This is a genomic window from Rubrobacter taiwanensis (assembly GCF_004337705.1).
GTDB lineage: Bacteria > Actinomycetota > Rubrobacteria > Rubrobacterales > Rubrobacteraceae > Rubrobacter_C > Rubrobacter_C taiwanensis.
In genome coordinates this window covers 15,363-28,475 of sequence record NZ_SKBU01000029.1, presented here as the reverse complement: position 1 = coordinate 28,475, position 13,113 = coordinate 15,363, and the positions used below count along the sequence as shown (strand labels likewise).

Sequence of the window (13,113 nt, the reverse complement as noted above, 5' to 3'; positions counted from 1 at the left end):
TGGCGTCGTCAGCATCAGGCCGTAGCCAGGCGTTGCCATTACAAGCGCAGAGGCGTGCTGCTGGCATGAATTACAACTGTAGTATTAACTGGATCACACCGTAGCCGAGCAACCCCACGATCATGATCAGGCTGGCGACTGCGGTGACGGCCCGGTTTTTGAATCGGTTCTGGAAGAAGTCCGGCATAGTCCTGCATCCCAGGGCCTTCATCCTTCTGCCAACGTAGACGACGGCCAGCAGCGTCCCGACCCAGGCTCCGAAAGAGCCCGTAGCGGCGATCACCAGCGGACCTTCCGCGTAAGAGATCCCGGCTATCCCGAGCAGGGTAACGGCACTCAGGTAGGTCGCCGCCAGCGTCCCTACGATGAATACCGTTGAGCCCCGCTCGCCCATAATGTAGAAGTCGTCACTGCTCTTAACGCGTCTGGCGACCAAGGCCCCCGCAACGACATAGAGAGCCAGAGCCAGGAAGAAGATCGCAGTAGCCACAGCCCCTACTCCCTCCCCGGTCCGGAGCCGCCTGTCCTTCCGCTCTCTCCTGCGCTTCGATCCTCGGCCAACTCGTTCTCCAAGCGTCTAATCACCGGGAGATACTGCGTCCTCAGAATGGCTATCACGATGACAACCGATATTGCGGTGGTTAAGACAGCGCTGAAGAACAGAAAGAGCACATCCACGTTCACCTGATCCTTACCTCCGTTCAGCCCCCACCATGACGCGAATATTATTTTGTGCGTTGGTGCACCGTCAAATTTGGTCTTTCTCCGATCAGGCCAATCGGCTTCGGACAGGAGCCCAGAAGCCTGCTTTGTCAAGCCGAAAGAATGTCACTACGAGCGATTGGGAGTCCATCCATAAGTCTGTCACAATGTCTCGAGAAACCGCCAAGAAGCCCCACCCTCTTACCGGAGCTTCAAGGCAAATTACGGTTGGCTTGGGATTAACCGGATTACTGCGATACTATGGAAGAAACCCAGATTGGGGAATGGGGAAACTCAGACAGAGGAGGAGATAATGCGCCGCGACATCGAGTTCGATGCCGAAGGGGTGACCCTGAGAGGATGGCTGTACCTTCCCGATGAAGCCCGGGGTTCTGTCCCTACCATCGTGATGGCCCACGGCTTCTCTGCCGTGAAGGAGATGTATCTGGATAGCTACGCAGAGGTATTTGCCGACGCGGGCCTTGGAGCGCTGGTGTTCGACAACCGCAACTTCGGCGCAAGCGACGGGGAGATGAGGCAGGAGATAGATCCCTGGGCGCAGGTACGCGACTACCGGCACGCCATCACCTACGCCCGCAGTCTGCCGGAGGTCGACGGGGAGCGCATTGGGGTGTGGGGATCGAGCTACTCGGGCGGCCACGTGCTGGTGTTGGGGGCCATTGACCGGAGGATCAAGTGCGTCGTCTCCCAGGTTCCTCTGGTCTCCGGGCATGAGAACTTCCGGGCGCTGGTACGCAGGGATCTGATCGCCCCCACTCTCAAGATGTTCGAAGAGGACCGGGAAGCCCGCTACGCCGGTAAGGAACCGGCGAGGATAGCGGTGGTGGCCGAAGATCCTTCACAGACCCCGTGCGCGCTGCCCACCTCAGACTCCTGGGAGTGGTTCACCCAGACCGCCGAGAGCCGCGCTCCGGCGTGGCGCAACGAGGTGACGCTGCGCAGCGTGGAGCTGTTCACCGAGTACGAGCCGGGCTCGTACGTTCAATGGGTATCGCCGACGCCGCTTATGATGGTTGTCGCTGCGGGCGATCACCTCACCCCCGCAGACCTCGCCCTCGCTGCCTACGAGAAGGCCCTGGAGCCCAAGGAGCTAGTGCTCCTGCCAGGAGGTCACTTCGACGCCTATGTTGAGGACTTCGAAGCGGCTAGCGGGGCGGCCTGCGAGTGGTTCGTCGAACATCTTATCGAGGGTTAGCTTTCCTGTGAGAAGCGCGGGTTCGAGCGACACTCGAAGGGAAGGAGGAGATAAGCAATGGCTGAGACTATGAAGATGCTGGCTTTCTTGGGGATCGAAAAGGTGGGAGTGATCGAGAAGCCTATCCCCGAACCGGGGCCACGAGACGCCATAATAAGGACCACCTCCTCACTGGTTTGCACCTCTGATGTGCACACGGTCAAGGGCGTCATCGAGATCCCCGAGGAGCGGGGCTTGGGGCATGAGAGCGTGGGCATCGTACACCGGGTCGGGAGCGATGTGGAGCGTTTTAAGGAAGGCGACCGGGTCGCGGTCAACGCCATCACTCCCTGCGGAAGGTGTGACTACTGCCAGAGAGGCTTCACCTCTCAGTGCGGCGGCATGCTCGGCGGCTACAAGTTCACCGGTCAGAAAGACGGCAACATGGCCGAGTACTTCCACGTCAACGACGCCGACTTCAACCTGGTGCATATCCCGGATTCCTTGAGCGATGAGCAGGCCCTCTACGCAACCGACATGCTCTCCACGGGGTTCGCCGGGGCGGAGAACGCGGACATCCCGATCGGCGGCACCGTGACCGTCTTCGCCCAGGGGCCGGTGGGGCTTTCTGCAACCATCGGGGCCAGACTGCTCGGCGCGGGACTCATTATCACCGTAGAGTCCAAACCCGACCGAGCCGAGCTGTCCAGGAAATTCGGTGCCGACGAGGTGGTGGATCCTACACAGGGAGACCCTGTACAGAAAATCCTCGATCTTACCGACGGCGAGGGGGTTGACTCGGCCATCGAGTCTCTGGGGATGCCCGAGACTTTCGAGAACTGCATCCGGGCTACCAAGCCGGGCGGCACTATTTCGAACATCGGCTACCACGGCGAGGGCGGTATGACGCTCAGCATCCCGCTGCCCGAGTTCGGCTACGGCATGAGCGATAAGAAGGTACAGACCGCCCTGTGCCCCGGAGGTCGAGAGCGGATGAACCGCATTTTACGCCTCATGGAGATTGGGAAAGTGGACCCGACGCCGATGACCACCCACCGTTTCCCCTTCTCGGAAGTCGAGAGGGCATTCCAGATGATGGCCACTAAGGAGGATAACATCATAAAGCCCCTGATCACCTATTGAAGGCCCGGCACATGCGGTAGAAAACTACGCAGACGGGCGTTTATTGCCGAGGCGGCATTCGCCGCTCATTCTTGCCGCTCGGTTCGTCTGTATTCGAAAGGGGCGGGAATTCATCTGCAAACCTTCTCCTGCCGGTCAGCCAGCGAAGCGTGCCACCTCGGTATTGAACTTTTTTGGCTCTTCCCAGAAGGGGATCTCTATGAGAAATGCCAAGCCGCAGAGCGGGCTTCGAAGGTGGTTCCGTCGCGCAGCATCGCCTACAGAACGTTGACCAGCCGGCGCGACGGGACGATCAGAGCCTGAGTGTATCTCTTATCCTCGGCCCCCTTGAGCATCATTCAGGCACTGTACCCGAACGACAAACACAAAGATAGGGAGAGGGCTCGAGCGCTGCACCCAACCCTCTCCATAAGAACCTGGCAAATATTTATTCAGCTTCTATCCGGCCCGGGCACCGGTTCTCTCTTCGATCCTTCGCAGAGCCTGCTGCAGATAGCGCTTAAAGAGCGGATAGTTCTCGCTCATCGGGAAGTGACCTATTCCCTCCATCTCGATGAACTCTCCACCCCTTATCTGGTCTGCGGTGCGCTTACTGTCCTCGGGCGTGGTGAGGTAATCGTAGTCGCCGGTGAGCATGATGACCGGGCACTTCTCTCCATCTATCTGGTCCAGCTTCCCGCGCAGGTCATGATCTACCGAGTAGAAGTAGAGGTCGCCCCGGAAGGCTTCCGATCCCTGAGTGTAGTAGAACCAGGTCGCCCAGCGGTCCTTCTCTGGGGATTGAGGGGCCATGAGATCCCACACCCCGCTGGCACACACCTGAGCGGCGTTGGCCTGTGGGTGTTGCCACCAGTCGAGGAAGAACCCGGGCGAGTACTCCGCTGCCTCCACCGGAATGACCGCCTTGAACCTGTCTGGATGCCTCAGAGCGAGCTGCAGCGCCACGTTTCCTCCGAACGAGGAGCCCATGAAGATAGGCTCTTCGAGTTCGAGCGCGTCGCAGAAGGCAACTATAAATGCGGTATAGTAGTCGGCGGTGAGCCGGTACTCCTCCTTCCACCACTCCTTGTTCCTGGGCGGGTCGCTCTTGCCGTGCCGGGCAAGGTCGTAGGCGATCACGCGGTAACGGCTCGTGATCTCCTCATCCTCCAAAAGATCCCGCCACTGGTGATTGTGGCATCCGGCAGTGTGCTGGCAGACCAGAGGCTGCCCTTCCCCGTTCTCCAGGAAGAATACCTTGCATTCGTCCCCGAGCACGTCGATGGTAACGTAGCGTCCGGTTACCGGTGAGAACTGAGCCATCTTGCCCTCTCCTCCTTTTCCCGCAGAAAGACTGCCTACACCGGCACGCCGGTTTTGCGGAGAAGCTCGAACTGCCGGGTGAAACAGCGCAGGTTCTGCATCAAGACCAGCAGATCACCCTCCAGCTTCAGGTCCCTCTGGAAGGAGGCCGACCAGATGCCATGGTACATCGGCTCCGGGACCTCCTCCCCGAACTTGCGCCAGGTCCCGGCGCTGGCCCGGAGAGCGAACTGATACCTGTCGTCCAGCGGACCCGGATCTACTAGTATCTCCTCGACCTTGCCCCCGTGCATCTTCACCAGATAACTGTGCTCCTCCATGTCCAGAAGGTAAGAGCACGAGTAGTACTTGCCGTGCGCCTGGATCTCCGGGTCCTCGTCGGTAGCGCGCCGGAACTCCTCAATCCAGCGCTCGGCCGCCGCCGTCTCTGCAGCCATCATCTCTCCTTTCCCCAAGAGATTGACACAAAAGTAATTATACCCTACGAGCGACTCTTGAAACAGGCTCCTTACTTATTTAACCATTTTGAAAGGGGTTGAGGTTGGGATCGGCAGCTGGCGAGTCCATACAAACGGAATCAGCCCAGCCTTGAGGCCATCACCCGCTCGAAAGCCTCAAGCTCGGCCATAGGCATCTGGTAGCCGCTCTGGTAGTCGTGAGCGGGAAAGAGGAAGACGTGCTCTACCCCGGCTTCCTCTCTGGCTCTGAGCAGCCGTCCGGCACAGTGCTCGGGCTCCCCAAAGAGACCGAAAGCCTCGCAGATCCTGTCCGCCAGATCCCCGGAGATGCTCCTCGGGTCAAGCCCCTCGGGCAGATCTATACCCGCTTCTCGAAGCCACCGGAGGTTGGAGCGGCTGGGATACTCCATCCAGGGCTGTCCCTCCCTGAACCACTTTCTTGGCCACTGCCTGACCTCCTCTCTATCCCCGACGGCTATGGGGACGATGAAGATCTCCTCAAGCTCCTGCGGATCCCTGCCGGCTTTCTGAGCTCCAATTCTCAAGTACCTGCGGGCGGCCGCTATGGAGCCCGGGTGCAGCCCCACCAGCATCAGCGCTCCGTCCGCTACCTCGCCTGCCAGCTGAAGCAGGCGGGGGCCGGAGGCGGTGAGCAGTATTGGAAGATGTCGCCGGGGACGGTTGCGCAACCGCATGGGGGTGCCCTTGGAATAGACAGCCTCTCCGGCCAGCAGCCGCCGCACCGCAAGCACATACTCCCGCAGCTTCTTCAGCGAGGCTCTACTCTCACCGGCTGACTCCACCGAGAGAAAGCCGGGAGCCAGCGTCAGGAAGGTTCTGCCCGGAGCGACCTCTTCCAGGGAATTGGCCAGAGCGGCGAGCACCAGGGGATGGCGGGTTACGGTGTTGGAAGTAGCCGGGTAGAGGTTTATGCGGCGGGTGCGCGAAGCGGCCAGGGCCAGCGTCACGTATACGTCGCGTCCGCTGTGGTGGTGGTCGTGAACTCCGACGCCGTGAAAGCCCGCAGCCTCGCAGCGGCGGATGAACTCCACCACCTCCGGAACAGACAACCCCACCGGAACCCGGATGTCTGCTTTGATCTTTTCGTTCAAATTCTCCATCAGATAGAGCTATTCGCTCGCTCACCGGCAGCAAGACCGTATATCACACGGCTTCCGCTTCGATGATCAGCGGGCCAGGGCGTGGTACTCCTCGTTCGGGAGCATGCCGCAGGCCAGCGACATGCGGTTGGTGAAGTTATACATGCTGGCGATCTCGATGACATCCCAGATCTCCTCCAGCGTCAAGCCGTAGCCCTTGAGCCGCTCGATATCTTCCGGTGTACACTCCAGCGGCTCTCGGGTGACCTTGACAGCGAGGTCCAGGATGGCGGTGCGGCGTTCGTCGAGGCCGGCGCGGCGGTAGTCGAGCGTGATGCGGTCGGCCAGGATCGGGTCGCCCAGCGCCTCGCGCAGCGCGGCTCCGTGGGCTATGAGGCAGTAGAGGCATCCGTTCTCCATCGAGACGGCGACCGCGATCATCTCCCGCTCGGCCGCATCCAGGTTCTCCGTCGGCTCGTGCAGCTGCCTGTAGTGGCTGAACCACGCGCTCAGGCGCTCGGGCCGGAAGCTGTAAGCCCGGAAGACGTTCGGGACGAACCCGATCTTTTCGCGAGCCTTGCGAAACAGCTTCTGCAGGTCTTCCGGCAGCTCCGACTCCTCGGGGACCGGAAACCAGCTGATCGGGACCCCCGTATCCTTGCGAGAGATGTGCTCCATCGTAGAGTCTTCCTCCCCGTACGAAACGAGCCGGGGCTGCCCCGGCTCGAGAAGCCTAGCTTACGCCGCTCTCCGGCCCGTAGCTCTCCAGCCGCCCCTTGACCGCGTTCAGGAACCGCAGGGCCGCGCCGCCGTCCAGCACCCGGTGGTCGAAGGAGACCTCCAGGTTCATCATGCTGCGGATGGCGATGGCGTCGTTCTCCAGCACCACCGGCCGCTTGACGATAGCCTCCGCCGAGAGAATCGCCGCCTGCGGGTAGTTGATGATCGGGGTCGAGATCACAGACCCGAGAGCGCCCGGGTTGTTGACGGTGAACGTGCCGCCCGTGATATCGTCGGGGGAGAGGCTCTTGCCGCGGGCCTTCTTGATAAGCTCGCTCGCCTTGCGGGCGAGGCCCACGATGCCGTAGCTGTCGGCCTCTTTTATCACGGGGACGACGAGCGCACCCTCCTCCAGGTCCACGGCGACGCCGACGTTGATCTGCTTCCGCAAGACGATCCGGTCCCCGTCCCAGACCGAGTTCAGAACAGGGTGCTCCTTCAGGCTCTCCACGACCGCCTTGATAATGAACGGCAGGTAGGTTAGGCTTATGCCCTCGCGGCGCCTGAACTCTTCTTTGTGCCTCTCCCTCAATGCGACGAGCCCGGTCACGTCCACCTCGACCATCGTCCAGGCGTGCGGAGCCTCACGCTTGCTTCGGGACATGCGGGATGCGATCGCCCGGCGGATGTTGGTGAGCTCCACGATCTCGTCGCCCTCGTAGAGTGCGACCCGCTCGCGCGGCTCTTCGGCAACGGCGGCGGGCGCCCGCTCCTCCCGCTCGCCGTCCGCCGAGGGCGCAGCCGGAGCCTTCTCCAGCTCCTCGATGTAGGAGAGTATGTCCTTCTTGGTCACCCGGCCCCCGATGCCGGAGCCGGAGATCTGCCGCAGGTCTATCCCGTGCTCGGCGGCGAGCCTCCGCACCACCGGCGAGGAGCGGGTCAGCCGGAGCTCCTCGGCGCTCTTCTCCGCCAGCGACTCGCGGCCGTCCCCGCCGGGAGCCGCCGGAGCTGCCGCCAGCGCCTCCTCGGGCTCCGGGGCCTCCTCGTCCACCGGCGGCTCGGCGGGCGTCTCGTCCGCCTCGCCCTCGACGGCGATGAGCGCGATCTCGGTCCCCACGTCCACCGTCTCGCCCTCCTGGATGAGGAGCTTCTCGATCCTGCCGGCCAGCGGCGAGGGCACCTCGGTGTCCACCTTGTCGTTGACGACCTCGCAGAGAGGCTCGTACTTCTGTATCTCATCCCCTTCAGACTTCAGCCACCGGGAGAGCGTGCCCTCGGTGACGCTCTCCCCCAGCTGGGGCATGGTTACGGGCTTCGCCACCTCTTCCTCCTCTAGTACCGGGCGAGCTCCAGCATCTTGCCCTGTATCCGCTCCAGGTCCGGCACGTACCAGTCCATCAGCGGCTTGGCGAACGGGATGCCCGGGACGTTCGGCGCGCCGAGGCGCATCACGGGCCCGTCCAGCCACTCGAACGCCTCCTCGGCCACGATGGACGCTATCTCGCCCGAGACCGAACCCTCCAGGTTAGCCTCGGAGACCACCAGGAACTTGCCGGTCTTGCGCGCGGACTCCAGAATCGTCGCCTTGTCCAGCGGGTAGAGCGTCAGGGGCTCGACGACCTCGACCTCGATCCCGTGCTCGCCCGCCAGCTTCTCCGCGGCCTCCAGCACCAGGTGCAGCATGACGCCGTAGGAGACCACCGTCATGTCCGTACCCTCGCGGTGCACCTTCGCCTTGCGCAGGGGCACGGTGTAGTCGTTCTCGGGCACCTCCTGCTTGAGCAGCCGGTAGGCCTTCTTGTGCTCGAAGAAGATGACCGGGTCGGGGTCGCGGATGGCGGCCTTCAGCAGGCCCTTGGCATCGGCCGGATAGGTGGGAGCGACGACCTTCAGACCCGGCACGTTACAGAACCACGCCTCCACGCTCTGGGAGTGGTAGAGCGCGCCGCCGGGGATGTGGCCGTAGGGGGCCCGGACCGTGATCTGGCAGTTCCACGCGTTGTTGGAGCGGTAGCGGAACCTGGCAGCCTCGCTCACGATCTGGTCGAACGCCGGCGGGATGAAGTCGGCGAACTGGATCTCGGCCACCGGCTTCATGCCGTTGGCGGCCAGCCCGATGGCCGCCCCCACGATCAGGCTCTCGGCCAGCGGGGTGTCCAGCGCCCGGTAGGGGCCGAACTCCTGCTGCAGCCCCTCGGTGACCCGGAAGACGCCGCCGGCCCGGCCCACGTCCTCTCCCATCACCATCACGGTCTCGTCGGCCCGCATCTCCTCCGCGAGGCCGTCGTGGATCGCCTGAACCAGGCTCCGGGTAGCCATCGCTTACTCCTCCTCCGCGTACACGTAGCGCATCGCGCTCTCGGGGTCGGCGTAGGGCGCGTTCTCGGCATACTCGGTGGCCTCGTCCACCTCGGCCCGGATCTCCTCCTCTATCTCCCGCTCCTTCGCGTCGTCCAGCACGCCGGCGCCGTGCAGGTACTGCTTGAAGCGCAGGATGGGGTCCTTCTTGCGCCACTCCTCGACCTCCTCCCGCTCCCGGTAGCGCCGGTCGTCGTCGTCCGAGGAGTGAGCCGTCATCCGGTAGGTCTTGGCCTCGATCAGGGTCGGCCCCTCGCCCCGGCGGGCCCGCTCGAAGGCTTCTTTAGCCACCTTGTAGACGGCGAGCACGTCGTTGCCGTCCACCTCGACGCCCGGGAACCCGTACCCGGCCGCCCGGTCCACGATGCGGCCCGCGACCTGCAGGTTCTCCGGAACGCTGATGGCGTAGACGTTGTTCTGGATGAGGAAGATCACGGGCAGGTCGTGGATGCCGGCGAAGTTCATCGCCTCGTGCCAGTCTCCCTCGCTGGTCGACGCCTCGCCGCCGCAGGCGAGCACCACACCGTCCTCGCCGCGCATCTTGAAGGCCATGGCGCTCCCCACCGCCTGCGGGTACTGCACCCCGATCGGGGCCGAGGCGGTCACGATGTTCAGCTCCCGGCTGGAGAAATGCCCCGGCATCTGGCGCCCGCCGCTGTTTGGATCCTCCGCCCTGGCCAGCAGGCTCAGGAGCTGGTCGCGGGCAGTCATGCCCAGGGTGATCACGATCCCGGCGTCCCGGTAGTACGGGTAGACGTAGTCGTAGCCGGGCCGCAAGTTGTAAGCGGCGCCTACCTGCGCCGCTTCCTGACCCTGACAGGATATTACGAAGGCCGCCTTGCCCTGCCGGTTTAGAATCCACATGCGCTCGTCCACCCGGCGGGCCAGCAGCATGTGGCGATACATCCTTAGTAGGTCGTCTTCGTCCAGACCTAGCGCCTCGTGCCGGCGCTGCGTCTCCCTGATAGCCATGGGCCTGCACTCCTCCTGAAGCGTTGCTTGCGGCTGCGGTGGGCTCCGCAGGTTCGCACCCCAAACCCCACCGCCCGTATCTTGTATATCATACCCGAAAATCCGGCGCCGGAGCCGGCGCCTTGCATGGTATGCTCTACTCTCCCTTGAACTCCGCCTTGCGCTTCTGCATGAACGCTCCCATCCCCTCCTTCGCGTCGGCGGTCGAGAAGAGGAGGGCGAACTGGTCGGCCTCGTACTCCAGACCGCTGACGAGGTCCACGTCCAGCGCCTTGTTCGCCGCGGCCTTGGCGTACCGCACGGCCACGGGCCCGTTGGCGGCTATCTCGGCGGCCAGCTCCTTCGCGGCGGAGAGCGCCTCGCCCTGCGGCACGACCCGGTTCACGAGCCCGAGCTCCTTCGCTTCTCCGGCGCTTATCCGGCGGCCGGTGAAGATCAGCTCCTTAGCGAGCCCCGGACCGACCAGGCGCGGCAGACGCTGCGTACCGCCCATGCCGGGCAGGATGCCGAGGGTAACCTCCGGGAAGCCGAGCACGGCGTTTTCGGCGGCGATGCGGATGTCGCAGGCGAGCGCGATCTCACACCCCCCACCCAGTGCATAGCCGTTGACGGCCGCGATGGAGGGCACGGGCGTGCGGTCCAGCAGCGCCATCGCAGCGTGCCCGATCTCGGCGAACCGCTTCGCCTCCACCGGGCTCATCTCGCTCATAGCCCCGATGTCCGCTCCGGCGACGAAGGCCCGCTCTCCCGCGCCGGTCACGATCACAACCCGCGGCGGGTCGCTCTCCAGCTCCATCAGCGAAGCCCCGATCTCCTCCACCACCTGCGGGTTCAACGCGTTCAGCTTCTCCTGCCGGTCTATGGTCAGAACGGCCACGCCGTCCTCGCGCTCGACCCTCACGAACTCCAAAATACTCCTCCTCCGGTAGTCCTCGACCGTCAGCGACATGATAGCCGAGCCCGCAGGAGCGGCGCACACGAAGAGAGCGGCCGGAGCGCCGGCCGCCGCGATCTCTCTAGGTCCCCACCGGCACCGCCCGGCGCAGGAACTCGACGGCCTTCGAGGTCGGTGTGCCGGGGGTGAAGACTTCTCTGACGCCCTTCTCCTTGAGCACGGGGATGTCGTCTTTGGGGATGGTACCGCCGCAGAAGACGAGTATGTCCTCCGCATCGTTCTCTTTGAGGAGGTCTATGATCCGGGGCAGCAGCGTCATGTGCGCTCCGGAGAGGATGGAGACGCCTATGGCGTCGGCGTCCTCCTGGATGGCGGTCTCCACGACCTGCTCGGGAGTCTGGTGCAGCCCGGTGTAGATTACCTCCATGCCGGCGTCCCGCAGCGCGCGGGCTATGACCTTCGCTCCCCGGTCGTGTCCGTCCAGACCGACCTTGGCTACCACGACGCGGATCTTCTCTGCCATCTTTTGCGCTCCTCCTCAGAAACCTCCGGTTCCTGAAATTCTACCCTAGAAGACCGGGGTCTCGCGGTACTCGCCGAAGACCTCTTTGAGCGCGTCGCAGATCTCCTGCTCGGTGGCGTAGGCTTTTACGGCGTCGATGATCGGGTACATCAGGTTCTCCTCACCGGTGGCGGCCTTCTTGAGCTCCCTGAGACGCTGCTTTACCAGCTCGTTGTCCCGCCGGGCCCTGAGGCTCTTGACGCGCTCGACCTGCCGGCGCTCGACGTCCATGCCGATCTTCAGGATCTCGATTTCGGCCTCTTCCTGCGGCTCGTAGATGTTCACGCCGACCATGAACCGCTTCTTCTCCTCCAGCTCGCGCTGGTAGCGGTAGGAGGCCTCGGCGATCTCGCGCTGGATGTAGCCCGCCTCGATGGCCGGGATAACGCCGCCGAACTCCTCGATGCGGTCGAAGTACTCGTACGCCTGGCGCTCCAGCTCGTCGGTGAGCGCCTCAACGAAGTACGAGCCGCCCAGAGGATCTATGGTGTTGGTGACCCCCGTCTCAAGCGCCGCGATCTGCTGCGTGCGCAGCGCGATCCTGACAGCCTTCTCGGTCGGCAACGCCAGAGCCTCATCAAAAGAGTTGGTGTGCAGGCTCTGCGTGCCGCCGAGTATCGCCGCCAGCGCCTCGAACGCCGTGCGGGCGATGTTGTTCTCCGGCTCCTGGGCCGTCAGAGAGACGCCGGCCGTCTGGGTGTGAAAGCGCATGAGCATGCTTCTGGGGTCTTTGGCCCCGTATTTCTCCTTCATGACGTTCGCCCAGATGCGCCTTGCGGCGCGGAACTTGGCGATCTCCTCGAAGAAGTCTATGTGCGAGTTGAAGAAGAACGAGAAGCGCGGCGCGAAGTCGTCCACGTCCAGCCCGGCCTCTATGCCGGCCTCCACGTAGGCGAAGCCGTTGGCGAGCGTGAAGGCCAGCTCCTGAGCGGCCGTGGAACCGGCCTCCCGGATGTGGTAGCCGCTGATAGAGACCGTGTTCCACTTCGGCATGTGCTCGGTGCAGTAGACGAGCATATCCTTGAAGATGCGCATGGAGGGCTCGGGCGGGTAGATCCACTCCTTCTGCGCCTGGTACTCCTTGAGGATGTCGTTCTGGTTGGTGCCCCGCAGCGCCTCCGGCGGCACACCCTGCTTCTCGGCCGTGGCCACGTACATCGCCAGCAGCACCATGGCCGGAGCGTTGATGGTCATGGAGGTGGAGACCTGGTCCATCGGGATGCCCTCGAAGAGCTCCTCGAAGTCCTCCAGGGAGTCTATGGCCACGCCTTCGCGCCCGACCTCCCCGAGCGACATCGGGTCGTCAGAGTCCTTGCCCATGAGCGTGGGCATGTCGAAGGCGACCGAAAGACCGGTCTGGCCGTGGTCCAAAAGGTACCGGAAGCGCCGGTTGGTCTCCCGCGCCGTCCCGTAGCCGGCGAACTGCCGCATGGTGAAGAGCCGGCCGCGGTACATGTTGGGATACACCCCGCGGGTGTAGGGATACTCGCCAGGATAACCCAGCTTCTCCTCGTAGTCGAAGTCCGGTCCCAGATCTTCCGGCGTGTATAGGGGCTTGACCGGAACACCGGACATGGTGGAGAACTCTGCTTCGCGTTCAGGCTTGGCCTTGTATGCTTCTTCCCAACGTTCGCGGGCGGTCTTCTTCCTGGTCTCCAATGCAGTCTCCCGTGCTCGCTCAACGACTCCGTTCCATACTATAACAT

At 63.3% G+C, this 13,113-nt stretch carries 14 protein-coding genes; 2 read left to right on the top strand and 12 right to left on the bottom strand.

Annotated elements, in window-relative coordinates; all coding sequences use genetic code 11:
* Positions 1–70 precede the first annotated feature (70 nt).
* The gene (locus E0L93_RS13615) at positions 71–490 is read right to left on the bottom strand and encodes a sodium:solute symporter family transporter (protein ID WP_132692627.1); all 420 of its coding nucleotides are present in this window, start codon (positions 488–490) and stop codon (positions 71–73) included.
* A gap of 5 nt (positions 491–495) precedes the next feature.
* Complete coding sequence (locus E0L93_RS13610) at positions 496–684, bottom strand: hypothetical protein (protein ID WP_132692626.1); 189 nt, start codon at positions 682–684, stop codon at positions 496–498.
* Positions 685–1,015: 331 nt separating this feature from the next.
* Between E0L93_RS13610 and E0L93_RS13605 the strand changes: the two genes are divergently transcribed.
* Both E0L93_RS13605 and E0L93_RS13600 read left to right on the top strand, forming a co-directional pair.
* Positions 1,016–1,918: an alpha/beta hydrolase gene (locus E0L93_RS13605; RefSeq protein WP_132692625.1), complete on the top strand. Its 903-nt coding sequence runs from the start codon at positions 1,016–1,018 to the stop codon at positions 1,916–1,918.
* Between the two features lie 57 nt (positions 1,919–1,975).
* Complete coding sequence (locus E0L93_RS13600) at positions 1,976–3,040, top strand: NAD(P)-dependent alcohol dehydrogenase (protein ID WP_132692624.1); 1,065 nt, start codon at positions 1,976–1,978, stop codon at positions 3,038–3,040.
* A gap of 438 nt (positions 3,041–3,478) precedes the next feature.
* Here E0L93_RS13600 and E0L93_RS13595 read toward each other — a convergent pair whose 3' ends face one another.
* The 10 genes from E0L93_RS13595 to E0L93_RS13550 all read right to left on the bottom strand — a co-directional run bounded on the left by E0L93_RS13595 (position 3,479) and on the right by E0L93_RS13550 (position 12,982).
* On the bottom strand, positions 3,479–4,342 hold the full coding sequence (locus tag E0L93_RS13595) for an alpha/beta fold hydrolase (protein ID WP_132692623.1): 864 nt from the start codon (positions 4,340–4,342) through the stop codon (positions 3,479–3,481).
* Positions 4,343–4,377: 35 nt separating this feature from the next.
* Positions 4,378–4,782, bottom strand: a complete 405-nt coding sequence (locus E0L93_RS13590) for a hypothetical protein (RefSeq protein WP_132692622.1) — start codon at positions 4,780–4,782, stop codon at positions 4,378–4,380.
* A gap of 137 nt (positions 4,783–4,919) precedes the next feature.
* Positions 4,920–5,912 (bottom strand): LLM class flavin-dependent oxidoreductase, encoded by a 993-nt coding sequence (locus E0L93_RS13585; RefSeq protein ID WP_207890505.1) that lies wholly within the window; start codon positions 5,910–5,912, stop codon positions 4,920–4,922.
* A 75-nt stretch (positions 5,913–5,987) separates the two neighbouring features.
* Positions 5,988–6,578, bottom strand: a complete 591-nt coding sequence (locus E0L93_RS13580) for a peroxidase-related enzyme (RefSeq protein ID WP_132692620.1) — start codon at positions 6,576–6,578, stop codon at positions 5,988–5,990.
* A 55-nt stretch (positions 6,579–6,633) separates the two neighbouring features.
* Entirely contained in the window at positions 6,634–7,941 is a 1,308-nt protein-coding gene (locus tag E0L93_RS13575) for a dihydrolipoamide acetyltransferase family protein (protein ID WP_243638242.1), read from the bottom strand.
* Between the two features lie 11 nt (positions 7,942–7,952).
* A complete protein-coding gene (locus tag E0L93_RS13570; protein ID WP_132692619.1) occupies positions 7,953–8,939 on the bottom strand; it encodes an alpha-ketoacid dehydrogenase subunit beta in 987 nt (328 codons plus the stop codon).
* A 3-nt stretch (positions 8,940–8,942) separates the two neighbouring features.
* On the bottom strand, positions 8,943–9,950 hold the full coding sequence (locus E0L93_RS13565) for a thiamine pyrophosphate-dependent dehydrogenase E1 component subunit alpha (RefSeq protein ID WP_132692618.1): 1,008 nt from the start codon (positions 9,948–9,950) through the stop codon (positions 8,943–8,945).
* Positions 9,951–10,086: 136 nt separating this feature from the next.
* Positions 10,087–10,860, bottom strand: coding sequence for an enoyl-CoA hydratase/isomerase family protein (locus E0L93_RS13560; RefSeq protein WP_207890504.1), 774 nt, complete (start codon positions 10,858–10,860; stop codon positions 10,087–10,089).
* A 106-nt stretch (positions 10,861–10,966) separates the two neighbouring features.
* Positions 10,967–11,368 (bottom strand): coenzyme B12-dependent isobutyryl CoA mutase small subunit, encoded by a 402-nt coding sequence (icmB, locus tag E0L93_RS13555; RefSeq protein WP_132692616.1) that lies wholly within the window; start codon positions 11,366–11,368, stop codon positions 10,967–10,969.
* 45 nt (positions 11,369–11,413) lie between these two features.
* Positions 11,414–12,982, bottom strand: coding sequence for an acyl-CoA mutase large subunit family protein (locus tag E0L93_RS13550; protein ID WP_424511430.1), 1,569 nt, complete (start codon positions 12,980–12,982; stop codon positions 11,414–11,416).
* Positions 12,983–13,113 lie beyond the last annotated feature (131 nt).